This is a genomic window from Pseudomonas sp. LBUM1659, assembly GCF_059716045.1.
Window position 1 is genome coordinate 2,420,030 of record NZ_CP166797.1, and the last position, 25,913, is coordinate 2,445,942.

At 59.6% G+C, this 25,913-nt stretch carries 23 protein-coding genes; 18 read left to right on the forward strand and 5 right to left on the reverse strand.

The features are described 5' to 3' along the window. Positions 1-25: 25 nt before the first annotated feature. From ACA048_RS10965 to ACA048_RS11020, 12 genes are read left to right on the forward strand one after another with little or no spacing between them, the layout of a single operon-like run. The gene (locus ACA048_RS10965; RefSeq protein WP_497629117.1) at positions 26-1,732 is read left to right on the forward strand and encodes a GspE/PulE family protein; all 1,707 of its coding nucleotides are present in this window, start codon (positions 26-28) and stop codon (positions 1,730-1,732) included. Beyond that, positions 1,713-2,516 (forward strand): hypothetical protein, encoded by an 804-nt coding sequence (locus ACA048_RS10970; RefSeq protein WP_497629118.1) that lies wholly within the window; start codon positions 1,713-1,715, stop codon positions 2,514-2,516. The genes ACA048_RS10965 and ACA048_RS10970 overlap by 20 nt, the downstream gene beginning before the upstream one ends. A gap of 1 nt (position 2,517) precedes the next feature. Beyond that, positions 2,518-3,063 (forward strand): PilN domain-containing protein, encoded by a 546-nt coding sequence (locus tag ACA048_RS10975; protein WP_497629119.1) that lies wholly within the window; start codon positions 2,518-2,520, stop codon positions 3,061-3,063. Next, positions 3,050-3,598 carry a GspMb/PilO family protein gene (locus ACA048_RS10980; RefSeq protein ID WP_497629120.1) on the forward strand — a complete coding sequence of 183 codons (549 nt, stop codon included), beginning with the start codon at positions 3,050-3,052 and terminating at the stop codon, positions 3,596-3,598. Before ACA048_RS10975 ends, ACA048_RS10980 begins: the two co-directional genes overlap by 14 nt. Then, on the forward strand, positions 3,598-4,113 hold the full coding sequence (locus ACA048_RS10985) for a hypothetical protein (protein ID WP_497629121.1): 516 nt from the start codon (positions 3,598-3,600) through the stop codon (positions 4,111-4,113). Before ACA048_RS10980 ends, ACA048_RS10985 begins: the two co-directional genes overlap by 1 nt. Then, complete coding sequence (locus ACA048_RS10990; RefSeq protein ID WP_497629122.1) at positions 4,110-6,098, forward strand: secretin GspD/PilQ domain-containing protein; 1,989 nt, start codon at positions 4,110-4,112, stop codon at positions 6,096-6,098. The genes ACA048_RS10985 and ACA048_RS10990 overlap by 4 nt, the downstream gene beginning before the upstream one ends. A 2-nt stretch (positions 6,099-6,100) precedes the next feature. Continuing rightward, a complete protein-coding gene (locus ACA048_RS10995) occupies positions 6,101-6,574 on the forward strand; it encodes a type II secretion system protein (RefSeq protein ID WP_497629123.1) in 474 nt (157 codons plus the stop codon). Between the two features lie 4 nt (positions 6,575-6,578). Then, positions 6,579-6,953 carry a type II secretion system protein gene (locus ACA048_RS11000; RefSeq protein ID WP_497629124.1) on the forward strand — a complete coding sequence of 125 codons (375 nt, stop codon included), beginning with the start codon at positions 6,579-6,581 and terminating at the stop codon, positions 6,951-6,953. Further along, the gene (locus tag ACA048_RS11005; protein ID WP_497629125.1) at positions 6,928-7,467 is read left to right on the forward strand and encodes a type II secretion system protein; all 540 of its coding nucleotides are present in this window, start codon (positions 6,928-6,930) and stop codon (positions 7,465-7,467) included. Before ACA048_RS11000 ends, ACA048_RS11005 begins: the two co-directional genes overlap by 26 nt. Next, on the forward strand, positions 7,464-7,856 hold the full coding sequence (gene csgE, locus ACA048_RS11010; RefSeq protein WP_497629126.1) for a curli production assembly/transport protein CsgE: 393 nt from the start codon (positions 7,464-7,466) through the stop codon (positions 7,854-7,856). The genes ACA048_RS11005 and csgE overlap by 4 nt, the downstream gene beginning before the upstream one ends. Next, positions 7,853-8,272 carry a curli assembly protein CsgF gene (locus ACA048_RS11015; protein WP_497629127.1) on the forward strand — a complete coding sequence of 140 codons (420 nt, stop codon included), beginning with the start codon at positions 7,853-7,855 and terminating at the stop codon, positions 8,270-8,272. The genes csgE and ACA048_RS11015 overlap by 4 nt, the downstream gene beginning before the upstream one ends. 31 nt (positions 8,273-8,303) lie before the next feature. Continuing rightward, positions 8,304-9,173 carry a CsgG/HfaB family protein gene (locus ACA048_RS11020; RefSeq protein ID WP_497629128.1) on the forward strand — a complete coding sequence of 290 codons (870 nt, stop codon included), beginning with the start codon at positions 8,304-8,306 and terminating at the stop codon, positions 9,171-9,173. Between the two features lie 956 nt (positions 9,174-10,129). On the opposite strand, the gene ACA048_RS11025 is transcribed toward ACA048_RS11020, so the two are convergent. Genes ACA048_RS11025 through ACA048_RS11040 form a run of 4 tightly spaced genes read right to left on the reverse strand, consistent with a single transcriptional unit; the run spans position 10,130 to position 15,753 of the window. Further along, entirely contained in the window at positions 10,130-11,578 is a 1,449-nt protein-coding gene (locus ACA048_RS11025) for a curlin (RefSeq protein WP_497629129.1), read from the reverse strand. A 27-nt stretch (positions 11,579-11,605) separates the two neighbouring features. Continuing rightward, entirely contained in the window at positions 11,606-12,067 is a 462-nt protein-coding gene (locus ACA048_RS11030; RefSeq protein WP_497629130.1) for a curlin, read from the reverse strand. Between the two features lie 60 nt (positions 12,068-12,127). Continuing rightward, complete coding sequence (locus ACA048_RS11035) at positions 12,128-14,371, reverse strand: Ig-like domain-containing protein (RefSeq protein ID WP_497629131.1); 2,244 nt, start codon at positions 14,369-14,371, stop codon at positions 12,128-12,130. A gap of 35 nt (positions 14,372-14,406) precedes the next feature. Further along, positions 14,407-15,753 carry a hypothetical protein gene (locus tag ACA048_RS11040; protein WP_497629132.1) on the reverse strand — a complete coding sequence of 449 codons (1,347 nt, stop codon included), beginning with the start codon at positions 15,751-15,753 and terminating at the stop codon, positions 14,407-14,409. Between the two features lie 290 nt (positions 15,754-16,043). On the opposite strand from ACA048_RS11040, the gene ACA048_RS11045 reads away from it, so the two are divergent. From ACA048_RS11045 to ACA048_RS11065, 5 genes are all read left to right on the forward strand, one after another. After that, a complete protein-coding gene (locus tag ACA048_RS11045) occupies positions 16,044-17,492 on the forward strand; it encodes a sensor histidine kinase (RefSeq protein WP_497629133.1) in 1,449 nt (482 codons plus the stop codon). Between the two features lie 185 nt (positions 17,493-17,677). Then, entirely contained in the window at positions 17,678-20,485 is a 2,808-nt protein-coding gene (locus ACA048_RS11050) for a multicopper oxidase domain-containing protein (RefSeq protein WP_497629844.1), read from the forward strand. A gap of 44 nt (positions 20,486-20,529) precedes the next feature. Next, positions 20,530-21,543 (forward strand): SCO family protein, encoded by a 1,014-nt coding sequence (locus ACA048_RS11055; RefSeq protein WP_497629845.1) that lies wholly within the window; start codon positions 20,530-20,532, stop codon positions 21,541-21,543. A gap of 104 nt (positions 21,544-21,647) precedes the next feature. Next, on the forward strand, positions 21,648-23,141 hold the full coding sequence (locus ACA048_RS11060; RefSeq protein WP_497629134.1) for a sensor histidine kinase: 1,494 nt from the start codon (positions 21,648-21,650) through the stop codon (positions 23,139-23,141). Further along, positions 23,110-24,540: a sigma-54-dependent transcriptional regulator gene (locus ACA048_RS11065; RefSeq protein WP_497629135.1), complete on the forward strand. Its 1,431-nt coding sequence runs from the start codon at positions 23,110-23,112 to the stop codon at positions 24,538-24,540. Before ACA048_RS11060 ends, ACA048_RS11065 begins: the two co-directional genes overlap by 32 nt. A 3-nt stretch (positions 24,541-24,543) precedes the next feature. Here the strand turns inward: ACA048_RS11065 and ACA048_RS11070 are convergent, their stop codons facing one another. Beyond that, complete coding sequence (locus ACA048_RS11070) at positions 24,544-24,930, reverse strand: hypothetical protein (protein WP_497629136.1); 387 nt, start codon at positions 24,928-24,930, stop codon at positions 24,544-24,546. 168 nt (positions 24,931-25,098) lie between these two features. On the opposite strand from ACA048_RS11070, the gene ACA048_RS11075 reads away from it, so the two are divergent. Next, entirely contained in the window at positions 25,099-25,908 is an 810-nt protein-coding gene (locus ACA048_RS11075; protein ID WP_497629137.1) for a class I SAM-dependent methyltransferase, read from the forward strand. Positions 25,909-25,913: the final 5 nt, after the last annotated feature.

Here is a 25,913-nt window from a genome sequence, read left to right on the forward strand (position 1 = left end):
AGCCCCGGGTGTTGGAGAGCATTTCATGGACCGTCTATCCCTTGCCGTCGAACCGGCGTTGTTGGACTGCGTACCGTCTCGTTTTTCCAGTGAGCAATTAGCCCAGGCCCGCGCCCGCGCCGCCAGTTCCGGCGAACGGGTACTGGAAGCCCTTGGGGTATTGTGCGAACTGGCCCCGATGCCCTTCATCCAGTGCCTCGGCACAACCCTGCATTATCCGGTGCTCGACACCGACAGCCTGTTCAAGGCCATCCCGGTATTCGACCGGGTCACCCTGGCCCAATGCCTCAAGCGCGAATTCATCCTGCTGCGTCACGAGGATGCGGTCATTGGCGTGTTTGCCGACCCCTTTGAAACGGCGCGCCTGGCCTGGATCGACGACTGTCTGCACGGTGCTCCGCTGTACCTGGTGCATGCCGACGACCTGAAAGCCTACCTGGCGCGTCACGAAGAGAGCTTCCACGCGGTGGAGTCGCTCAACGCCCAATCCGACACCGGCGTCGAAATCGACAACCTGCAAAGCCTGTCCCTGACCAGCATCAGCGAAGACGCCAGCGTCGTCGTCAAACTGGTCAACTCGACCCTCTACGATGCCTTGAAAATGCACGCCAGCGACATCCACTTGGGCACCACCGGCAGCGGCCTGGTGATCAAGTACCGGATCGATGGCGTGCTGAACAACATCAGTAAAATCCAGGGCAACGAATTCGCCGAGCAGGTCATCTCCCGGGTCAAGGTCATGGCCGAACTGGACATCGGCGAAAAACGCGTGCCGCAGGACGGTCGCTTCAAGATCGGTATCAGCGGCCGGCAGATCGACTTCCGGGTGTCGATCATGCCGAGCATTTTCGGTGAAGACGCGGTGCTGCGGGTCCTCGACAAACAGGACCTGGCCGACAAGGTCAGCGGCGTGCAGTTGCAGGCGCTGGGCTTCGAAGAGGAAACCCTGCGCCAGTTGCGGCGCCTGGCGGCCGAACCTTACGGCATGGTGCTGGTGACCGGGCCGACCGGTAGCGGCAAAACCACCACGCTGTACGCGATGATCACCGAGATCAACCACGGCGTGGACAAGATCATCACCATTGAAGACCCCGTGGAATATCAACTGCCGGGCGTGCTGCAAATCCCGGTCAATGAAAAGAAAGGCCTGACTTTTGCCCGTGGTTTGCGCTCGATCCTGCGCCATGACCCGGACAAGATCATGGTCGGTGAAATCCGCGACCCGGACACCGCGCAAATTGCCGTGCAATCGGCACTCACCGGGCACTTGGTGTTTACCACCATCCACGCCAACAACGTGTTCGACGTGATCGGTCGTTTCACCCAAATGGAAATCGACCCTTACAGCCTGGTGTCGGCCCTCAACGCAGTGCTGGCGCAGCGCTTGATCCGTCTGGTCTGCGCCAGTTGCAGTGCACCGGTCACCCCCACCGACGACGAGTTGCAGGCGTCGGGTCTAGATCCAAAAGAAGTCGGGCACTACCACTTTGTGCATGGCAAGGGCTGCGGCCACTGCCGGGGTACCGGTTATCGCGGGCGCAGTGCGATCGCCGAGCTGCTGCACCTGGACGATGAGTTGCGGCAAATGATTGTAGAGCGCCAACCCATTTCGAAAATCAAGGCCCACGCGTGCAAACGCGGCCTGCGCCTGCTGCGCGAGTCGGCACTGGAACTGGTGCAACAGGGGCGGACTACGCTCGAGGAGATCAATCGTGTCACTTTTGTCTCGTGATCGTTATGTCGCCGTCCTCGGCGCCAGTGGTGTCGGCCTGGGCCAGCGCAAGGGCAGCGAAACCCTGTGGCTGGGCAGTGTCGGCTTTATTGACGAAGGCTTCCATGCCTGGGCAGTCGCCCTCGAAACCCTCGACCGTTTGCTGGGTGAACACGCTCATGCCGGTGCGGAGTTGAGTGTGGTGATTTCCGGGCACTTCAGCCGTTTCTGCCTGGTGCCCTGGAGCGAAGCGATCAGCACCCCCGACGAATTGCTCGGGTTCGCCCAACTGTGCTTCGAAGACCTTTTCGGTGTCCCGGCTCAACCCTGGAGCATCGTGCTGTCGGCCGAGCCTGCGGGTTACGACCGGATCGCCACAGCGCTGCCGCAAGACTTGCTGACGCGCCTGCGCAGCCTGGTCAGCGGTCGCGGCCTGCGTTTGCGTTCGGTGCAGCCGTACCTGATGACCGCATTCAACCACTTCGACAAGAGCTTTGACGGTGGCGACTTTCTGTTTGTGGTTGCCGAGCCGGTGCGCAGTGTGTTGCTGCTGGCACGGGAAGGGCGTTGGGTGGCGGTGCGTTCGGTGGGCAGCAGTGACAGCGATGCCGCTCTGACCGCACTGATCGGCCGTGAAAGCCAATTGCAGGCCTCCACCAGCGAACGGCCGTTCAATCTCTACCTGCATGCCCCGGCGCGCATCGACTCACACCCTGACGTGCCCGGTGTGCAGTTGCGCACCCTTGAAGAAGACCAGACATCCGTACGCGACAGTTTGTACGTCATGTCTCGGGCGGTGGCCTGACATGCGCCCGCTGATGCTCGACTTCCAGCCGCGTCGCCGTTCCGGCCCATTGGGCTGGAGCTTGCTGGGCAGTGGCGTGGTACTGGCGCTGGTGTGTTTCGTCGCCCAGCAGCACCTCGACGAACAGGCCTCGCAACAGCAAGGCCATTTGCAGCACGCCCAGCGTGCGCTCACCGGCGACACCGGCAGCAAAGTCACCTTGACCCCCGCCGAAATCCGCGAACAGGCACAGAACCTGGCCGAAATGCGCAAAGTCTCCCAGCAACTGCGTCGGCCTTGGGAGCGCTTGTTCGCCATGCTCGAAGCCATGCCGCGGGAAAACGTCGCCTTGCTGACCCTGACCCCGGATGCTCGCAAAGGTCAGGTGCGCATCAGCGCCGAGGCGCGGGATCTGGAAGCCATGCTCGAATTCCACCAACGCCTGGAAGCCAGCGACGAGCTGTCCGACGTGTCGTTGCTCAGCCACGAAATCGTCGCCAACGTGCCGGAACACCCGGTGCAATTCAACCTGTCGGCCAGTTGGGAGATCGGCGATGCGAATCCCTAAATTGATCATCCACGAATACCTGCAAGGTCTGGGGATTCCCGGCCTGGCTGGTATGGCGCTGCTGCTGGTAGCCCTGGTCTATGGCCTGGGCGGCTTGATGCCGGATTGGCAAACGCTGCAACAGCTAAGCCAGCAGACCCGTGAAGCCGGCGAGTACCTGGCCAAGGTTGAAGACGGCAGCGTCGCTGCCCCGGTAGTGCCGCAACGTCAGCTCGACGACTTCCGCAGCAAATTGCCGGCGCAACCTCAGGCCACCGTGGCCATCGACAAGATCTACGCATTGGCCGCCCAGGAACGCATCACCCTGTCCCGTGGTGAGTATTCGCTAGGCATCGACCCCAAGACGCACCTGGCCCGCTACCAGATTCTGCTGCCGGTGCGCGGCAGCTATCCGCAACTGCGGCGCTTCCTGCACGCCTTGCTTGGCCAATTGCCGGCGGTGGTCGTGGAAGACATGGAGTTCCAGCGTAAAAAAATCGCCGACACCGACCTGACCGGGCGGATCCGCATGACCCTTTACCTGTCGAGGTCATGATGAATACCAAGCGCGTATTGAGTTGGGTGGCGTTCTTCGGCGTGGCCGCGGGGCTGGCCTGGGGACCTCAATACTTCCAGCAAACGGAGGAGGGTGAGGGGACTGCTGACGTGACCACCCCGGCCAAAGGCAAAACCGGCGGCGCGCTGCCGGCGGTATCTGCCAAAGGCAAACCGGCAGCGATCAAGGACCTGAGCCCGTCCGGGGACCTGTTCGGTGCCCGCAGCTGGAAGCCGGCACCGACCCTGGCCAGTGTCACCGAACAACCCGTCAACCAAACCCCGGTGGTCCAGGCCCCCAGCGTACCGCCGATGCCTTTCCAGTTTATTGGCAAGCTTGATGACCATTCCGACTTGCAAGTGTTTTTGCAGAGCGGCGAAAAAATATACGTCGTACGCAAAGGGGATGTGATCGACGACATCTGGCGGATCGAGCGGATTTCCGATGTGGAACTGAGCTTTGTCTATTTGCCTCTGCATTTGTCCCAGACTTTGTCTGTGGGGAGCGAGCAATGAACCAATCCCGTTTGCTGTTGAGCGTCTGCATCGCTGCAGCGCTGGCCGCGTGCAGTTCGGCGCAGATCGCGAACAAGGAAGGCTCCGAGCTGATCGAGTCGGGGCAGTACGAAGCCGGCCTGGCGCGTATTGAAGAAGGGTTGCGCGAAGACCCTCGCAGTACCGAGCTGCACCTGGCCCTCACCAGCGGACGGGCATTGGCAGTGACAAATTTGCTGTCCGAAGCCGATATGGACCGTTCACAACGGGATTTCCCCTCGGCGCGCTTGGAGTATGGCCGGGTACTCAACATCGAACCGAACAACCGTCGCGCCCAGGATGCGCTGCGCCAACTCGACTACCTGCGCAGCATGGATGAAAAACTCGAACTGGCCCGTGGCGACTTGCGTCGTGGCGACATCTACGGTGCCGACCGTCAGGTCAAACAGATCCTCGAACTCGACCCGAATAATGACGGCGCTCTGGAACTGCAAGCCAGCATTCGCCTGGTGCAGAGTCGCAACGTGGTCCCGTATCCACAACTGCGCACCCGTCTGGACCGTCCGGTAACCCTGGAGTTTCGCGACGCCAACCTGAAAACCATTTTCGAAGTGCTGTCCCAGGTGGCCGGGTTGAATTTCATATTCGACAAGGACCTGCGCCCGGACATGAAAGCCACGATCTTCGTGCGCGACGTGCGCATCGAGGACGCCGTGCAACTGCTGCTGCAACAGAACCAGCTGCACCAGAAAGTGGTGAACGAAAACACCTTGCTGATCTACCCGGACTCGCCACAGAAGCTCAAGGATTACCAAGAGCTGGTGATGCGCACGTTCTACCTGACCAGCATCGATGCGAACACCGCGCTGAACATGATCAAAACCATGCTCAAGACCCGCGACGTGTTTGTGGACGAGCGCCTCAACACTTTGACCATGCGCGACTCCGAAGACGCCGTCCGCATGGCGGAAAAGCTTCTGCAATCACAGGATCAGTCCAACCCTGAAGTGGTGCTGGAAGTCGAAGTGATGGAAGTGGCCCGTCAACGGATTCTCGACCTCGGCCTGCAATGGCCGAACACCTTCGGCGTGATCAACACCGACGGCTCGCCTGTGACGATCCTCGATCAACTCAAAGGCATCGACTCCAGCCGGATCACCATTTCGCCGTCGCCGCAAGCCAAGATCAACGCGCAAGACAACGACATCAACACCCTGGCCAGCCCGGTGATTCGTGTTACCAACCGTGAACAGGCGCGCATCCACATTGGTCAACGCGTGCCGATCATCAGTGCGACCTCGGTGCCGTCGACTCAAGGGCCGGTGATCACCGAAAGCGTCACCTACCTCGATGTCGGTCTGAAGCTCGAAGTGCAACCGATCGTGCACTTGAATAACGAAGTGGCGATCAAGATCGCTCTGGAGGTCAGTAACGCCACGCCGCTGGAACCGACCCGCCAGGGCACCATTCCGGTTCAGGTCGATACCCGCAACGCCCAGACCACACTGCGTCTGCATGACGGCGAAACCCAGATCCTGGCCGGTCTGGTGCGTAACGATCATGGCAGCACGGGTAACAAGATCCCGGGTCTTGGCGACATTCCAGGCCTTGGCCGGTTGTTCGGCAGCAACAAGGACACCGTCGGCAAATCGGAGCTGGTGCTGTCGATCACCCCACGGATCGTGCGCAACCTGCCATACCAAAGCCCTTCGGACATGGAATTCCAGACCGGAACTGAAACCAGCATGCACGTCCAGGCGCCGGATCGTGGGATGCAAACTTCGATTCAGCCTCAGAGCAACGAACAGCAGGTGGCTGGCGTGACCACCCAAGTGAGCGGCGGTCGGCCGGTGGCTGGCGTGACCACCCAAGTAAGCGGCGGTCGGCCGGTGGCTGGCGTGACCACCCAAGTGAGCGGCGGTCGGCCGGTGGCTGGCATGACCACCCAAGTGAGCGTCGGTCGGCCGCTGGCTGCCACCACCCAAGTGACCATCGAGAAGCCTTGATCATGAACGCCTCGCAACGTGGTTTTACCTTGATCGAAGTCGTCGTGACGCTGGCCCTGATCGGCCTGCTGGCCAGCATGGCCGCGCCGCTGACCGAGACCATCGTGCGCCGGGGCAAAGAGCAGGAATTGCGCACGGCGCTGTACCAGGTTCGCGACGCCATTGACGCCTACAAACGCGCCTTTGACGCCGGTTATATCGAGAAGTCGCTGAACAGCAACGGTTATCCACCCAATCTTCAAGTCCTGGTGGAGGGCGTGCGCGATGTGCGCAGCGCCAAGGGCGCCAAGTTCTACTTTTTGCGCCGCGTACCCCATGACCCACTGACGACGGTCAAGCGTGACGACGAAGGTGGCTGGGGCTTGCGCTCATATGACAGCACGGCTCAGAACCCGCGCGACGGTGAAGACGTCTTTGACGTCTACTCCAAGGCCCGGGGCAAAGGGCTCAACGGCATCGCGTACCGGGAGTGGTGAGCATATGCGTCGGGAAAAAGGGTTTACCCTGTTGGAACTGATGGTGGTCATGGCAATCATCGCGACGCTGATGACCATCGCCTTGCCACGCTATTTCAACAGCCTCGAAACGTCGAAAGAAACCACGCTGCGCCAGAGCCTGTCGGCCATGCGCGAAGCACTGGATCACTACTACGGCGACACCGGACGTTACCCCGATTCGCTCGATCAACTGATCGAGCAGCGTTACTTGCGCACCGCACCGATGGACCCGATTGCCGAGCGTAAAGACACCTGGGTGCTGGTCGCGCCACCGGATGGCGTGGCGGGCGGGGTGGCCGATATCAAAAGTGGAGCCACAGGGAGGGCGCGTGATGGCAGCCTTTATTCCGAGTGGTAAGCCTGCCGACGAGGCGGGGTTCACCTACCTGGGCGTGCTGTTTCTGATTGTGGTGATGGGCATGGGCCTGGCCAGTGCCGGTGAGTTGTGGGCCACCGCTTCGCGCCGCGATCGGGAACGTCAGTTGCTGTGGGTCGGCACCCAATACGCTCAGGCACTGCGCAGCTATTACCGCAGTTCGCCAGGCCTGGCCCAGTATCCGAAAGAGCTGGCAGACCTGCTTCAGGACGAGCGTTTTCCATCGCCAAAACATCATCTGCGCCAGCTATATCCGGACCCGATTGGCGGCGGGGAATGGACATTGATGCTCGGTTTCGACGGGCGCATCACTGGTATCAGCAGCCCCTCGACGGACACGCCGCTCAAGCAGACAGACTTTCCCAGCCAGTGGTCGGACTTCAACGGCATGGCGAGCTACAAAGACTGGCAGTTCGTGGCCGAGAAGGCCTTCCTTGACGGCACGTCGGGTCCGCCGAAAAGCCAGTCGACACTGCCTCAGGCGCTATCGCCATGAACAGGCACTGGCTCGCGGCCCTGATCCTTGCGTGTGTGGCGTCCTTCGCCAGCGCCGCCGAAGAGGACGAAATGCTCGGTTTCATCGTCGATGACACGATCTCGCACATTGGCCACGACTTTTACTACTCGTTCAGTGAACGACTGCGCGCCACCAGCCCGATGGATTTCAACCTGGTGGTACGCGAACGACCTTCGGCACGCTGGGGCAGCCTGGTGACTGTGGAATATCAGCAACGACTGGTTTATCGACGCTTCCTGCCGCCGAACACCGTGGACCTCAAAGACGACGCCTATCAGGCCGCCGATTGGGTTCGCGGGCAAATTGTCCAGCGCAAGCTGGAGGCCTTGTTGCAGGACACAACGGACCTGGAGAGGGACGAACTATGAAAGCAAAAACGTTCTGGCAGCGCACCGGCATTCTACTGCTCGGGCTTGGAAGTGGGGGCCTGGTCCAAGCCACGGAACTGGTCTATACGCCCGTCAACCCCTCGTTCGGTGGCAACCCGTTGAATGGCACCTGGCTGCTCAACAACGCTCAGGCGCAGAACGACTATGACGACCCGGACCTGAACAACCGCACCGCCGTGGCCGGCACTTCCGCACTGGAACGGTTCACCAGTCAGCTTCAATCGCGCTTGCTAGGGCAAGTGTTGGACAACATCTCCTCCGGTAACTCGGGGAGCCTTTCTACTGACGCTTTTATTGTCAACGTTGTCGACGATTCGGGTGCACTGACCATTGAAGTGACCGACCGAGCGACCGGTGAAATTTCGGAAATCCAGGTTAACGGCCTAAACCCTTAATGGGGTTTTTGGGGCGATGGGGAGTAGGGATATGAAAAAAATAATAGCGCTAGGGCTGATGTTGGCGACATTGCAAGGTTGTGGTCTGCGCGAGCCAGTGTCGGCCGAGCAGGACAGCGAAACCCCGACCCTGACACCACGGGCGTCGACCTATTATGACTTGCTGAACATGCCACGACCCAAGGGGCGGTTGATGGCGGTGGTGTACGGCTTCCGGGACCAGACCGGTCAATACAAACCGACCCCGGCCAGTTCGTTTTCTACCAGCGTGACCCAGGGCGCGGCGAGCATGTTGATGGATGCGATGCAGGCCAGTGGCTGGTTTGTGGTGCTGGAACGGGAAGGGCTACAGAACCTGCTGACCGAGCGCAAGATCATTCGCGCTTCGCAGAAAAAGCCCAATACACCGGTGAACATCCAGGGGGAGCTACCTCCGTTGCAAGCGGCGAACATGATGCTTGAAGGCGGGATCATTGCCTACGACACCAACGTGCGCAGCGGCGGGGAAGGGGCGCGCTATCTGGGGATCGACGTGACCCGGGAGTACCGTGTGGATCAGGTCACGGTCAACCTGCGGGCAGTGGATGTGCGCAGTGGCCAGGTGTTGGCCAACGTCATGACCAGCAAGACGATCTACTCGGTGAGCCGTAGTGCCGGGGTGTTCAAGTTTATCGAGTTCAAGAAGTTGCTGGAGGCAGAAGTCGGTTACACCACGAACGAGCCGGCGCAATTGTGCGTGTTGTCGGCCATCGAAGCGGCCGTCGGGCATTTGCTGGCGCAGGGGATTGAGCGGCATATGTGGCAGGTGGCGGGGGATAATTCGCCTGATAGCAATGCGACGCTCGACCATTACCTCACTCAGAACAAGGTTGTTCCTGAGGGTGAGGGTGAGAAAGAGTGAACCGAGGCGGCCTTCGGGCCGACCTGGCTCCCCCTCGATGGGTGAGAGCTGGCTTGTCGGGTCGCCGCATCGCTGCGAAGGCGGCCTGACAGCCGACCAATTTCTTTCAGGTGTACATATCCATTTCTGCGGTAACGGCCACTAATGGTTTCGCTCTTACAGCGAGTCCCTTTTGTCAAACGCCACAAAAGGAACCAAAAAGGCTCGCCCCGAGCGTCCGGCCCCTCGCCTGGGCTCGGCGTTCCTTCGCTCCGGTATCCATCCGGGGACACTGCCCTCCACTCAGCCTCCCGAAGGGGCGGGTGGATCAAGATCAAGAGCTGAAGGCGAGCTAACGCTCGGCCTGTTTAGTGGTGAGGAGCAAGGGCTGTACGCCGATCTATTGTGGGAACTGCCTTGCCTGCGAAGGCGGCCTGACAGCCGACCAACATCTAGCAGATGTACATCATTTCCCTGTAGGAGTTGGCTTGCCAGCGAAAGCGACCTGACAGCCGACCAATTTCTAACAGATGTACATCATTCCCTGTAGGAGCTGGCTTGTCGGGTCGCCGCATCGCTGCGAAGGCGGCTTGCCAGCCGATCTGATTTTTGTGTTTAAGCATTTGTCCGCAGCAGCGGTGTGCGGCTATATCACTTGGCGTCGTTACCTGCAACAACGCCGGAAGCCGCCGGCTTGTGCGGGTTTGCGCTGATCTCTATCGTTTGTGGGTCGCTGCCAATGCAGCGGCCGGGGCTGGAATCCCGATGTATAAACGGCGCCAAAGCGCCCTGAAAGTTTACTTACAGGTGCTGCTGCATGACCTTTAATGGCCAATCCGGCGGAAACTACATCGTGTTGACGGAAGACCTCAGGGCGTGAAGGCGGCTTCACTGCCCCCCTCATCTTCAGCAGAACCAGACAAACAAAAAAAACCGCGACCCTCCCCCAAAGGTCGCGGTTTTTTTATGCCGCGCGATTATTGCTGTAGCACTGTTGCCTGGTTGGCATTGCCATACTGCTGCACGGTGGCCATTTGGGTTATGCCGCTTTGATCAACACTGGCAACGTTGCCGTTGCCGCCCTGGGTCACATAAGCCACGTTCATGGTGTCCGCCTGTTTGACGGTGATCATGTTGTCGCTGCCATACACCTGTGTGGTGTACGCCTGGTTGTCAGAGCCGGACTGGTTGAAATCGGTGCTGTTGCCAGAACCATTGCTGCTGCCTTGCGCCAGGTTGGTGGTGCCACGCTGGTCGGCGATGAGGATGTTGTCGCTGCCGTTCTGGTCGAAATACAGCTCGTTGTAGGAATCGGCCTGGCTGACCGTGGTTTTGTTGCCGGTGCCGGTCTGATTGGTGGTCATGACGTGGCCGACGCCGTTCTGGGTGAAGTTGGCGACGTTGTCAGTACCGTTTTGATTGACGGTTGCAGTTTGAGAGCTGCCGAACTGGCCACCCGCTTGCGGACCTTTCCAGTTGCTGGCATAGACCTTGTTGCCGTCTCCCACCGAGTTGGCGGTGAGCACATGGCCGTCGCCGCTTTGGTAGGTGAAATGCACGTTGCCTGTGCCCTCTTGGTAAAGCGCAACGGTCGAGCCGAAGGAATCGAACTGGTCGGCATAGATCGCATTGAGGTCGTGGACTTGCAGCACCGTCGCCACGTTACTTTGGCCGAAGCTTTGGTCGACCACGGTTTCGTTGGTATCTCCGGTCTGAGTGATGGTGGCCTGGCTGTTGAGCTGGCTGTCTTGCCAGACTTCGGTGCCGTTCCCATTACCATTCTGGTTGATGGTCAGGGTACCGCCATTGCCATTGCGCTGGTCGCCATAGGCATAGTTATCGTTGCCACTCTGGTTGATGCTGATCTGGCCGCCCACGTGGAAAACCTGTTCGGCGGTGCCGTAGTTGGTGTTGCCGAACTGGAAGACTGTCGCGTTGTTCCCGACGCCCAGTTCGATCTGTTCGATGTTGGCTTCGTTGTTGTCGCCTTGCTGGAAGGTCGTGGCGGTCGTGCCGTCCTGACTGTCCTGATAGACAAGCGAGAAGTTGCCGTTGCCTTGCTGCTGTTGCAGTGCCTGGCTGGCGCCGACGCCAATCGATTGGCTGGCATGGCTGGTGTTGAGCGTGCCGGCCTGTTGCTGGGTGATGGTGCTGCCGTTTTCGAACAGTTGCTCACCGTAAGCGGCGTTGTACTCACCGTTCTGGGTCTGATCGATGGTGCTGCTGGCGTTGTCCTGCAACGTCGCCGCATCGTTGCCCGTACCGGTTTGCTGCTGAGTGGATGTGCTGAAACTGGCCGCGGTCTGTTTCACGTTGGCGATGTTGGCATCGCCATTCTGGTTCTGGATGGACGTGCTGTCGTCGGCCATCGCCTGGGCACTGACGATAACCAGGATCGCAGCGGTAAGGGGTGTCAGTCTGAACATGATGGAACCTCCAAAGTGGTGCAGTGCTTAGCGATATTGTTTGACCGAGACGCTCATGCCGTTTCCGGACTGGGTCACGGCGCTGGAAAGCCCCGTGCCGGCCTGGTCGATGCTGGCGTCGTTGTTATTGCCGTTCTGGGAAATCTGCGCGCGGTTATGGCTGCCGGTTTGGGTGATGTCGGCGTTATTGCCGTAACCCTGCTGGTTGATCATTGCCATCAGGTCGCTGCCTTGTTGCAGGATGTAGGCTTCCTGGTTACTGCCCGACTGGACGATGGTGCCGAGCAACGACTGACCGTTCTGTTGCAACAGCGCAATGTTGGCCTGGCCGTTCTGGTCGATCAGCGCGTGCTGGCCAACCGGGGGTGGTAACTCTCCCAGGTCGCCACCGGGGCCCAGGTCGTTGTTTTCCATCAAGTCATCGGCGCGCACGCCCGCACTGCTGCAAAGCAGAAGCAGGCAGAGCAGGGTGGCGGTCGAGATTTTCATGGTTCAGTCCTTTGCGATGAGGCCGGCCCCACCCACCCGATTGGCGGGTGGGGCGAAGGCTCAGTTCGAGACCACCGACACCGTGCGTACGGAGCCTTGGGACGAGCTGATGGTGGCGGTCGGGTTAGCCGATGGGACCACCGTGGTGATGTTGTTCACCGTCAGTCTCCAGCGACCGGTCACCGGCACCGTGGTGGTGCCCAGGGTTACCAGCCCGGTGGGGGTGGTCACCTTGATGGTGATGGTGTTGCCGGTGACCACCGATGAGGTGCCCGCAAAGTCCCAGGTGAAGCGGTTGTTGGAGCGAGCCGACACCGTTGCCGTGGTCACCGCGAAGGTTTCCGCAGCAGGCCTTGGCGAGACTTGCACCGTGACCGTCGCCGGCGTCGACGAGGCGCCGAAGCTGTCCCGGGCGATGTAGGTGAAGGTGGTGGTGAAGGCCGTGGTTACCGTGCCTGGTGGGGTATAGGTGATGACGGTGCCGTCAGTGCTGACGGTGCCGCGACCGGCCGCCGGTTGGGTCACGATGGCGGCGCTGAGCGGCACGTTGCCTTCCGGATCGGTGTCGTTGGCCAGCACGTTGATGGGAATCGCCACGCCCAGGGTCGAAACGGCATCGTTGACCGCAGTCGGTGGCCGGTTAGGCGCCACAGTGATGGTCACCGTCGCTGGCGTGGTCGAGGCCAGGCCTTTGACGTCTTGCGCCTTGTAAGTGAAGGTCGCGGTCAGCGGCGCGTTGACAACGGCTGGCGGGGTGTAGACCACCGCTGTGGTGCCGCTCAATGCCACGGTGCCTTGCCCGGCAGCCGGTGGGGTCAGCGCCGTGATGCTCAGTGGCGTGTTGCCGTCCGGGTCACTGTCGTTGGTCAGCAGGTTAAGGGTGACCGGCACGCCGAAGCCGGTGCTGCCGGTGTCGGCGACGGAAAGCGGCGCCTGGTTCTCACCGGTATCCGGTGCATTGCCGACGACCACGACTGGCTCGGTGTCACTGCCGCCTGCAGCGGATTTGATCGTCACGGTGGCGGGTGGCTGGGCCAGGTCGGAGACGGTCAGGCGTTGCAGGGTGCCGGACTTCGACAGACGTCCATAGCCCTGAGCGACCATATCCGGCACGGCTACTTCGTCGCTAGAGGAGGCTTCGATCAGCAGGCTATGATTGCTCCAGTTGTAGCGAGCAGTCTGGATTTTCACCACGTCAGAGAGCTTGCGCGACACCGCTGTAGGGCGGGTACTGCCCGTCGGGTTGGTGGCGGTGACCACCACGACCGGAGGCACGTTGCCATTGAACTGATGCTGAGCGAAGAACAGCCCTTTGCTGTCGCCTGTCAGATTGGTCAGACATGGTGAAAGCGGTGGGCCGGGTACGAGGGCGATGCTTTCGCGGAAGCATAGCGTCGAGCTGAGGTCCGATTTGGCAAAGATTTCGACCCGGGTGTTGCTGCCTGTACCCGATGGAGTGCGGCGATAGGTGGCGCGGTCAATTTCCACTGGTGTTGGCGTACGGCTGTCGAGCACTTTGCCGGACAGGGTGAAAAGGTTGGCCTGGATGGTCCCGGCGGGCCCCTGGATGCGTACGAAGTTGGTGTTGTTGGGGCTACCGGTCACGGCTTCGGTGAGGTTTGGATCCCCGACGAAGGTTTCGATGGCGCCGGTGTCCGGGTTCACTTCCGTATAAGGGCCGTTGACGCTGCGCAGGAATGGCCCGATGGCACCGTTGACCGCGCCGCTGAATACCCCGGGCGCACCGACGCCGACGTCTCTGGTGATGTTGATCGCACGACGGCCGGGGGTGGTGACGTTGACCGTTTCGACGCCGTAAGGGTGGGTGATGGTGTAGGTGCCGGCGACGGGGATGTTGATCCGCATACGGATCCGCGCAAAGCTGATCTGATCACCGTCGAGCGGGTTCCCGCCGGCAAATGCAGCCTCAATCCCGGCGACGTAGGCGTCCATTCCGTAACCGGCGGCGTTATTGGGAATGGTGGTTTCGGCGAGAAACCAGAACGCTTCGTCTGGCCAGTTATCCGGGAACACCATCGGCTGGGTGTCATCGAAAATTCCCGGGGTCGGCAGCAAGGTACACATGTAGGCCGGTGGCACAGAAGCCGCCACCCGCGAGCTGGCGGCTCGGGACTGGCACAATTCCATCGACAATAGATTGTTGTCCTGATACCAGATCGGGAATTTCCCGGAGGCAAAGGTGTAAGGGCCGGGGTCGACGGCAGCGAGTTGCGCGAAAGCACTGCCGGACAGCGATAGAGTCAGTCCCAAGGCGTTGAGCGCCAGGCGTGGCCAATTGTTCATGATGCCTCCTGATGAGGATCTGGGCATGTGAGCGTTCATTGCACGATGACCACTTCTTCGGTATCGCTGCCGCCATTGGATGACGTCACCCGAACCTGGGCTGGCGGAATCGGTGTGATGCCGGTGGCGAGGCTTTTCACTGCGCCGTCGCCACTGAGGGCGCCGATGGCGACCCCGGTACCCGAGGTGGCGGTGAGCACGGGTGGCGAGGTTTCATCACTGGTCGAGGCGACGATGGTGATTTGTCCGTTGCTCAAGCTGTACTCGGCCCGGGAAATCACCACCAGGTCAGTCAGGGGCATGGGCAAGATCGTCGGGGTGCTGCTGGCGATGGCGAGATGGTTGTCGGCGGTCACTTGTAGGGTGCTCGGCAACGTCGGATTGTTCGGCGACTGCGCGTACCAGTGGCCGGTGGAGTCCGCTTCGGTGAAGTTCAGTACCGGGTTATTGCTGTCCAGGGTCACGCTCGCGGGTGGAGGCGGAGCCATGACGAAGACGTCCTGTTGGGCCACCGGTACGCTTTCGCCAGCATGCCGTGAGTAAGTGCTGCGCTGGGCGATGACCGGAGTTGGCCGGACCACGCTGGACAGCTTGCCGGATACGGCAAAGAGGTTGGTGCGCAAGTCCAGGCCATTGGGACCTTCGATGCGCACGAAGTTAGTGTTGAACGGGCTACCGGTGACGGCTTCGTTGAGGTTCGGGTCGCCGACGAATTGTTCGGCGGAACCGGTGACCGGGTTGGTCTCGGTGTAAGGGCCGTTGACGCTGCGCAGGAACGGTCCGACATCGCCCTTGAGCGCGCCGTCATAGGTTTTCGCTGCGCCGATGCCGATGTCGCGGGTCATGTTGATCGCCTTCCGCCCGGGGGTATCGACGGTGAACACTTCGACGCCGTAGGGGTGGGTGATGACATAGGTCCCGGCAGTGGGCACGTCGACGCGGATGCGGATGCGCGCAAAGCTGATCTGGTCGCCTTCCACGGGGTCGCCGCCGCTGAAGGCTGCTTCAACCGCAGAGACATACGTCAGGTCGATGCCCCTGGTCGCATCGACGATGGTGGTTTCACCGGTCGCCCAAAACGCTTCGTCGGGGAAGTTGGTCGGGAAGACCATCGGTTTGGTGTCGTCGAAAACACCGGGTGCGGGGATCAACGAGCACATGTAAGTCGGGGCGCCCGGTGCACTGGCAACCCTGGAACTGACAGCCTTGGAAAGGCACAGGTCGAGGGTGCGTCCATGGGTATCCTGATACCAGGCGGCGAAATTACCGTTGGCGGGCAGGTAGGGTCCAGGGTCCACAGCAAACAGCGCCGCCTGGGCAGCGCCTTGGGCCAGAGCGGTCACGACCAGAGCGATCGTGGTTTTGGACAGTAAAGGGTGCATGTGTATTCCCTCTATCAGAAGACCTGCTCCTTGGGGGGCGAGTCAGTTGACAGGGCTTTGGCAACTTCCATACCAACTTTGAAAAACGTCTGCACAGGCCCGTAATGAAGGGCCTGTGGCATTGCTGCGACTAAAACGTGGCGGGCGCCGAAGCGGGCGACTGCCCCCAGTGTTGGGGGCAGATGGGGGCGGTGGGGTCGGCGGGGAAAGATGGGGGGGCAACACCGAAAACGGGGCAAACATCGCGCAGTGGGCTATAACCCTATATGGGAAGCCGGGGAACCACGTCCATGAATATCCAAGCAACAGCCCTTCAAAAAGAAGAGGGTGATATTCGCCTTAGGTCGCGCAAACAACCGTTCAATCTGCTGCGCTGGTTTTCGCTGATCAGCATGGCGGTGATCGGCACGGTGGCCGTGGCGCTGGGCGCAGTGTCCACGCGTTTTGTGATTACCGAGAGCGTGCAGCGCGATGCGTTACTGACGTCGCAGTTCATTCAAGCGATCGCTTCAGCCGAGGTACGCCATGTGTCCATTCCCAACGTGCGGACCATGGGCGAGTTGCTCGACCCGCGCAAAGACAAGGATTTTCCCGACGTCGATCCGATGGCCCGTGCCAGTGCCCGCGGTGAGTTTCTCGACCATATCGAACATTTGCCCGATGTGATCCTGGCTAACATCTACGCCCCGGACCGCATGGTGATCTGGTCGACCAATCCGGAGTTGATGGGCACCACGATCCATTCCGACGAGGACCTCGATCACGCGTTTGGCTCCAAGTCTCCGGTGTCCGCCAGCTATCACAACTTGGACAAGGGGAAGATGGAGCAGAAATTCATCACGCCACCGGACTACATCTTCATTGAGAATTACATACCGATGTTCGATGCCGACCATGAAAACGTCACCGCGATGGTCGAGATCTACAAAGAACCCAAGGACTTGATCGACCGCATGGAGCGAGGCCTGGCAATGATCTGGCTGGCCACTGCCCTTGGGGGAGGGTTGATCTACCTGGGGCTGTACTGGATCGTGCGGCGGGCGGCGATTCTGTTGGAAACGCAACAAAAGCAACTGATCACCAACGAAACCTTTGTCGCCCTCGGAGAGATGTCTTCGGCGGTTGCCCATAGTCTGCGCAACCCGTTGGCGACCATTCGCTCCAGTGCCGAACTGGCGCTTGAGTTCGACAGTGGCCCGGCCCACAAAAACATCAACGACATCATCGGTCAGGTCGATCGCATGTCGAAATGGGTCCGGGAATTACTGCAATCCTTGCGACCGCTCAACGACGAAGCGGAGTCGGTGAACCTGGTCGCGTGCTTGCATGACAGTCTTCTGGCCTTCGAACATCAGATCACCAAGGCCAGGATTCACGTGGTATTCGAGCCGAAGGAGACGCCGATGGTGCTGAGCCAACAGGTGCAGCTGACGCAGATTATCAACAGTTTGATGGCCAATGCCCTGGAGGCCATGGACAAGGAGGGCACATTGACCCTCGCGCTGGAAGCGATCGATCCCACAGGTATTTGTTTGATCGTCAGTGACACCGGCAAAGGCATGAACGAGGAGCAGCGCAGCATGGCGTTCCGCCCGTTTTTTACCACCAAGCAAGGCGGGCTGGGCGTCGGGCTGGTGCTGGTGAAACGCATCATGGAGCGTTTTGGGGGTGGGGTGACCCTGGACAGCCGCGAAGGCGAGGGCACTACTGTCCGTATGTCGTTTAAACGAATTCCCTGACAATGGGTATGAACTTTCCCCGCTAGCGGGTGTCAGGCCCCAGTTGTTTTAGCAGGATGTGGCACATTGATGTTTATAAGCCATTGTTTTGCTAAGTGTTAATACTTTTGAATAAATCTGTTACAAATTTGGCGAGGTCTTTGCAAATCCCACATCACCCCTTCACAAATTCGAGGCGGTTGATGATGGACAGAAACGCGCGTTATTCCCTCAAGTGGATTGGCCTGCTGACGCCACTGAGCGTCCTTTTGACGATGACGCTGGGCACAGCGAGTCTGCGTGCCAGTCCGATTGATGACGAGCGACAGCCTGAACCCTCCGACCCTTCGGCGTACTACGACGAACCGGCTGACGAACCCGCGGCGTTGAACGCCATTTTGACCATGCCTGAGGCCAACCAGGACGCCTTCGATTTGCCCGATGGCAACAAAGGCAACCGTGACGAGACGCGTATAGAGAACGCCTTGCCGCCAGCGGTGCAGACCAGTTACAACTACCCCACCAATGGCAAACCGAGCCCGTTGTATAACGCTCAACCCTTCACTCAGCAGTTGGTGCTGTTTGAAGAGTTCGGCCCGGAAAAACTCGACCCCACCACACCGGCGGCGCCCTTGGGTTTCCCACCGGCGGCGGTTGGCCCGTTGCCACAACAAGACCCGACCAATGCGGCTCGCAGTGCGCCACCGAGCGCGGCACTCGATGCCTTCCTGCGTCAACCGGGGCTGACGCCGTTCCCCAGTCAGTTCTCCAACGTGGTGGACCGCAACCCGTGGCAGGCGCAGATCGAAGTATTCCTCAACCGCCATATCGGCTCGTCGGCTGAAGGTCGTCCGCCAGGAAAGGGTTGGTCGCATCAGCGCTGGAACGAGTTCTACCCGCAATTGGCCTACAAAACCGTGCAAACCGGGGCGAGGCTCAACAGCGGATGGCGTGACAGCCTACAGATGCACCACTACGCCGTGGGCGAGTTTGGCCCTGGTGGCCTGTATCACAACGTCGCCGGTGTGCCGGCCACGGATGGCACCTCCAAAGGCGTCGATCCGCGTTTCCACCCGAACATGCCGGTGCAGAACCACAACTCGGTCTGGACTTTCGACGGCACCCTGCCGCCAAAATTGCTGATGGTGCGTTACGGTCAACCGGTGTTGATGCGCCACTACAACGGCTTGCCGATCGACCCGGCGGCTAACATGGGTTTTGGTTTGCACACCATCAGTACCCACGAACACAACGGTCACGCTCCAGCGGAAAGCGATGGCTATGCCAACGCGTTTTTCTTCCCCGGGCAGTATTACGACTATCGCTGGCCGATCCAGTTGGCCGGTTACGACACCATCAACACCGACGCTCATGATCCACGCGCGGCATTCCCTTGCTCACCGGGTGAAACCCTGTGGACCAACGACGTCAGCCCTAGCCGCAAGACGTGTGAGAACGGCACGATCAAGATCCGTGGCGACTGGCGCGAAACCATGAGCACCCACTGGTTCCACGACCACATGCTCGATTTCACCGCGCAGAACGTCTACAAGGGCAACGCGGCGATGATGAACTACTACAGCGCCCTGGACCGTGGCAACGAGTCGGTGAACGACGGCGTCAACCTGCGTTTTCCTAGCGGCAGCGCCTTACCGTGGGGTAACCGCGACTACGACGTCAACCTGGTGTTCGCCGACAAGGCATGGGATCAGAGCGGTCAGCTGTGGTTTAACCCGTTCAACACCGACGGCTTCCTCGGTGATCAGGTGCTGGTCAACTGGCAGTGGAAACCGACGCTGGATGTTCGCGCACGCAGCTATCGGTTCCGCATGCTCAACGGTTCGGTGTCGCGCTACTTCAAACTGGCGCTGGTGCGTGAAATCAAAGGCACCAGTGGCGAGTTTCAGGGGCCAAAAGGCTCGGGTGTGTCTTATGCCCGCGTGCCGTTCCACATGATTGCCAACGACGGCAACATCATGGAGCACAGCGTGCCATTCGACGGCACCATGGACCTGGACGCCGACGGCGATAAACAGAACCACAATGCAATCCTGCCAACTCAGGGCATTGCCGAGCGCTTCGACATCATCGTCAACTTCGCCAAAAACGGCATTAAACCAGGGGACAAGATTTTCTTCGTCAACCTGCTGGTCCACGACGACGGCAAAGGCCCGAAAGAACCCGTCTCCCTGGCCGACGTGCTGTCCGAAAAATACCTGGCGGTGATCAAGCAAACCAGCAAAGGGCCGATGTGGGACAAGGGCGACCCGGCGGTGGGTAAGGTGTTGCAACTCAATGTCAAGCCCTACACTGGTCAGGACCTGGCCATGGACCCTGCAGCGTACGAACCGGCCAAACCGGGTAAAGCCGAAGGCCTTGTGATGATCCCGCTGAAGATCCATCGCGACAATGCGGCCGACAAGGCGGTGCTGGCTCAGGCACGTCACCGGACCTTCACCTTCGGCCGTTCCGACGGCACCGATGAAGCACCGTGGACGGTCAAGACCGATGGCGGCTTCGGCTTCCACATGGACCCACGTCGTTTGAACGCCGCGACCCAACTGGCCAACGGCCCCACCGATGCCGGGGCCGCCGGTTTCGGCACCCTGGAGGTGTGGAACATTAAGGCCGGCGGTACGGGCTGGAGTCACCCAGTGCATGTACACTTCGAGGAGGGGATTATCCTCAGTCGCGGCGGCAAGGCACCACCGGAATGGGAAAAATGGGCACGCAAGGACGTATACCGCATCGGTTCGGAAAAAGACGGTCTGGACAGCGTAGAGATGGCCATCAACTTCCGCGAATTCGCCGGGACCTACATGGAGCACTGTCACAACACTCAGCATGAAGACAACTCGATGCTGCTGCGTTGGGACATTGAGAAACCGGGGCAATTCCAGTTGATGCCAACACCGCTGCCAAGCTGGGATGGTGTGCGCTACGTCAGTTCCGCCGCACTGCCAACCTACAAAACCGGTGACGGCGTTGGCCCTAAAGTGACGGTTAAACAATGAAACGCCGCGAGGGAGCCGAAATGAACATGAACATGAACATGAACATGAACATGAAAACGCCGCGCTCCCGCGCCCTGGGCATGCACCTGATATTGGTACTGGTCAGCTGTCTGCTGGCCAGTCAGGTGCTGCTGGCCCATGAAGGTGTGCTGTCGCCGACGCAGGAGGCGGCGACACCTTGGGGCGGCGACTACTTCCCCAATACCCTGCTGACCGACCAGGACGGTCAGCAGGTGCATTTTTTTGATGACTTGATCAAGGACAAGGTGGTGGTGATCAACTTCATCTTCACCACGTGCAGCGACTCCTGCCCACTGGAAACCGCGCGCCTGCGTCAGGTGCAAAAGCTGCTCGGCGACCGCGTTGGCCAGGACATCTTCTTCTATTCCATCAGCATCGACCCGTTGAGCGACACACCCGAAGTACTCAAGGCCTATGCACAACGCTTCCAAGTCGGGCCAGGCTGGAAATTCCTCACCGGGGAATTTGCGGATGTCACCGAGCTGCGCAAGAAACTCGGGCTGTTCATTGAAGGCGTCGACAACGGACGCAGCAAGGACCACAACCTGAGCCTGATCGTCGGCAACCAGACTACGGGTCGCTGGATGAAAGCCTCACCGTTCGAGAACCCGTGGATTCTCGCCGATCAGCTGGCCAACACCTTGCAGAACTGGAAAAAAGCCAGCACGGGAGAAAGTTACGTCAACGCTCCGGAAATTCGCCCGCCGAGCAATGGCGAAGAACTGTTCCGCACCCGCTGCGCGTCGTGCCACAGCCTGGGGCCGATGGACGGGCAGGGCATCGGCATGCGCAGCATCGGCCCGGACCTGATCGGCGTGACCCGCCAACGTGACCCGGCCTGGCTCAATCGCTGGATTCGCGAACCGGACATCATGTTGAAGGAGAAAGACCCGATTGCTATGGATCTGTTTGAACGTTACGACAAAATCTCGATGCCCAACCTGCGTCTGGATGAGAAATCTGCGCAATCGATTATGGAATTTTTGCAGGAAGAAACCGATCGCCAGCAACCGTTGCAAGCAGTGCAGGCGCAATAGCGGCTAAATAATATCATCGGCTCAGAGACAGACGTGTTCAATGCCACCTACACTGATCGGTGACATGGCTGAACAGGCTTGATGCGAGCATTCAGGACAACCCTATGCCGATACTGGAACAACAAAAAGAACCGGCGCCGGCCACGCCGGCAGCAACGGGCCAGATCCGGCGGAGTCAGTTCAATCTGCTGCGTTGGTTTTCCGTGGGCAGCTTCTTGATCATCGCTGCAGTGGCGTCGGGGCTTGGCTATATTTCTACGCGGTTCGTCGTTATCGAGAGCGTCGAACGCGATTCGATGCTGACTGCGCAATTCATTCAGGCCATTGGTGATGCCGAAATCCGTCATGCGACGATCAGCCCGAACAGAACCATGGGCGAAATGCTCGACCCGCGCCTGGACAACGCCTATCCCGACGTGCCCCCGGCAACCCGCGCTGGTGCGCGTGCTGAATTTCTCGATCATGTGGAGCATCTGCCAGACATTTTGCTGGCGACGGTGTACGCGCTGGATCGCACCGTGGTCTGGTCGACAAACCCGGAGCTGATCGGCACGCGCATCGAAGGCGACAAAGAGTTGGACGAATCATTTGAAATGAAAGAAGCGGTGTCCACCAGCTACCACGAGATCGACGATGAGCGTCCCGAACAGAGACTGCTGCGCGAGCCGGAATACCTGTTCATCGAGAACTACATCCCGATGTTCAATGCGGACAAAAGCAAAGTGGTCGCCATGGTCGAGATCTATAAGGAGCCGGTGGATCTGGTGGAGCGCATCCAGCGCGGTTTCAAGGCGGTCTGGCTGGCGACAGTGCTGGGCGGTCTGGCCATTTACCTGGGGTTGTTCTGGATTGTGCGCCAGGCCTCAATGTTGCTGAAGAGTCAGCAAAAACAATTGATTACCAATGAAACCTTTGTCGCCCTGGGGGAAATGTCCTCGGCGGTCGCGCACAGTTTGCGCAATCCGCTGGCCAATATTCGCTCCAGCGCCGAGCGGGCCCAAGACATCGCCAGCCAGAGTGCGCAAAAGAACATCGGCGACATCATCCATCAGGTCGATCGCATGTCACGCTGGGTTCGGGAGTTGCTGGTGTCGTTGCGACCCATGAATGACGACTACGAAACAGTCGAGCTGGTGCTGGCCATCGATGACACCCTGAGTGCTTTCGAGGCGCTGATCAAACGTTCGAACGTGGAGGTGCACTTCACGCCTAAAACGTGCCCACCGATCGTCAGCCAACAGGTGCTGCTGACCCAAATACTCAATAGCTTGTTTGCCAACGCCCTGGAAGCGATGCCCAAGGGCGGCCACCTGACGATTGATATCGAACAGCCACACGCCGGCCAAGTGCGCATGATTCTCAGTGATACCGGCAAAGGCATGACCAAGCAGCAGCAACAGATGGTCTTCAAGCCGTTTTTCACCACCAAACAAGGAGGGTTAGGTGTAGGCCTGGCCCTGGTCAAACGAATAATGGAGCGTTTCGAAGGCTCGGTCGAACTGACCAGCCAAGAGCAGGAAGGAACCCGCGTCTGTCTCAATTTTAGAGTGGCAACGGGAGGGGAATATGGAGCGCAGCATATTGCTGGTCGAGGATGACGAAATCCTCGCCGAGAATATACAGACCTATCTGGAGCGCAAAGACTTCGAGGTGACGGTCTGCCACTCTGCTGAAGATGCACTGGTGCAATTAAGTACGTTCGCCCCCGACGTGGTGCTGACCGACAACTCGTTGCCGGGCATGAGTGGTCACGATCTGATCCAGAAGCTGCGCGTCAGCGCGCCGGACCTGAAAGTGATCATGATGACTGGCTATGGCAATGTCGAAGATGCCGTGGTGGCGATGAAGGAGGGCGCGTTTCACTACGTCACTAAACCGGTGGCGTTGCCCGAGCTCAAGCTGTTGCTGGACAAGGCGCTGGCGACCGATCGCATGGAGCGCACGTTGTCGTTTTATCAGGAACGTGAGGCGCAGAAGTCCGGCGTGCAGGCGTTGATCGGCGAATCGGGGCCGATGAACTACCTGAAAAATACCATCGCCCAGTTGCTCGACGCCGAGCGACGCATGGCCAACACCGACCTGCCGCCTGTGCTGGTAGAAGGTGAAACCGGCACCGGTAAAGAACTGGTGGCTCGGGCGCTGCACTTCGACGGCCCACGCAGCAAAGGCCCGTTCATTGAGTTCAACTGCGCTTCGATCCCCTCCAACCTCGTGGAGTCGGAACTGTTCGGCCACGAAAAAGGCGCCTTTACCGACGCCAAGGACCGCCGTGTCGGCCTGGTGGAAGCAGCCGATGGCGGTACGCTGTTTCTCGATGAAATCGGTGAGATGGACTTGCTGTTGCAAGCCAAACTGCTGAAGCTGCTGGAAGACCGGACCATTCGTCGAGTCGGTTCGGTGAAGGAGCGCAAGGTCGATCTGCGTGTGATCAGCGCCACCAACTGCAACCTTGAACAAATGGTCCAGCAGGGCAAGTTTCGCCGTGACCTGTTCTTCCGTCTGCGGATCATTTCCATCAAGGTGCCGCGCCTGTATGCCCGTGGCGAAGACATTCTGCTGTTGGCCCGGCATTTCCTGGCGGTCCATGGCAAACGCTATGGCAAGCCGAACCTGCATTTCAGCGATCAGGCTGAAGAACTGCTGCTCAGCTACAGCTGGCCGGGCAACGTGCGCGAGTTACGAAACATGCTTGAGCAAACGGTGCTGCTCGCCCAGAGCGATACCATCGCCGTTCACCAGTTAAACGTTTGCCTGAGCCTGGTGGATGACCCGCCGATGTATCAGCATGAGCCACAACACCATGAGCCGCGCCCGGTCTACAACGGCACCGAGTCGATGAACCTGCCCGAAGTCGAGCGCGACATGGTGCGCAAGATGCTCGACAAGACCGACTGGAACGTCACCAAGTCCGCTCGGCTGTTGGGCCTGAGTCGCGACATGTTGCGCTACCGGATCGAGAAACTCGGCCTGGCACGCCCGGATAAACGCCAGTGGTAGGCCTTACTGCAACATCGGGCCCTGACGACTGAGGCACTCGAGTGTGCAACTCGGGTCGAGGACTTCCTCGTTCACGTACACGCCATGCTCGGCATCGTACGTGCGGATGAACACCCGAACGGAGGCGTCGGCGAGCGTCGGCAAGCGTGAATCGTAGAACACGTGCTCGCTTGAAATCGGTATGAACTCCTGGGGCGAGGTCGGGATGTAGGACCCCGGCGGTATTATGTTCATGGAGGGTGGAACGGGGTGGGCGAAGGGTTGGTCGGCCCCGTAATAGTTGAATTCACTGCTGTAATCGGTGGTAGGCGTCATGCGGTCGTCTGCGTGGGCGGCGCCTGCAACAACCAGGCAAACAGTGAATAGCAGCGTCAGATCGGTTTTTTTCATGGCAACACCTGTGTCATCGGTTTTCGCGCAATTCCCCAAGGCCATTAACTATAGCTGTCGTACGGGCACGCGTTCGTCGTGCCCGGATTACAAGTTTCCAACAGGTTTTTTTTACAGGCTGATCTAGACTCGTGCCGGTCAAACAAGACCCGAGTTCTGGAGCGTGCAATGGAAATGCCGACAAAAGAAACAGCCATCGCCAGCAACCGCGAGGCGTGGAACGATTCCGCCCGACACCACAAAAACACCCGCGAATGGCACGAGATTTTGAGCGCCGTGGGTCAGAGGGATTTTTCCTGCCTGGATGCGACGTTGACCGGCGTGCTGGAGCAGGTGGGCGTTAATGGCAAGGACGTGGTGCAACTGGGTTGCAACAACGGCCGCGAAAGTCTTTCGCTGTATGCGTTGGGTGCCCGTAGCGTGGTGGGCGTCGATCAGTCTGACGCGTTTCTCGATCAGGCCCGGGAGCTGGCGTCGCACTCGGCTTATGCACCCGAGTTCATCGAGGCGGACATCCATCATTTGCCGAGCGCGATGCACAATCGTTTTGATGTGGCCCTGATCACCATCGGCGTCTTGAACTGGATGCCGGACATCGGCGAATTCATGCGTCACGTCGCGCAAACCCTCAAGCCCGGCGGTGCGCTGGTGATATACGAAACCCACCCGTTCCTGGAGATGTTCGATCCTGAATCAGCTGATCCGTATCGCCCGGACAGCTCGTATTTTCGCAGCGAGCCGTTCGTGCAGAACCAGCCGATCGTCTACGAAGGCAAGGTCGAACAACAGGCCGCCGCGTCTTACTGGTTCGTCCACACCTTGGGCGCCATCTTTACCGGCGCCCTCGGCGCCGGCTTGCAAATCAGCCAGTTCAAGGAATACCCGCACTCCAACCGTGAGGAACTGTATGACCGGTATGAGCGGCAGGCGGCGCAATTGCCGATGTGTTTTACGTTGGTGGTGAAGCAAGCAATTTAACCAGA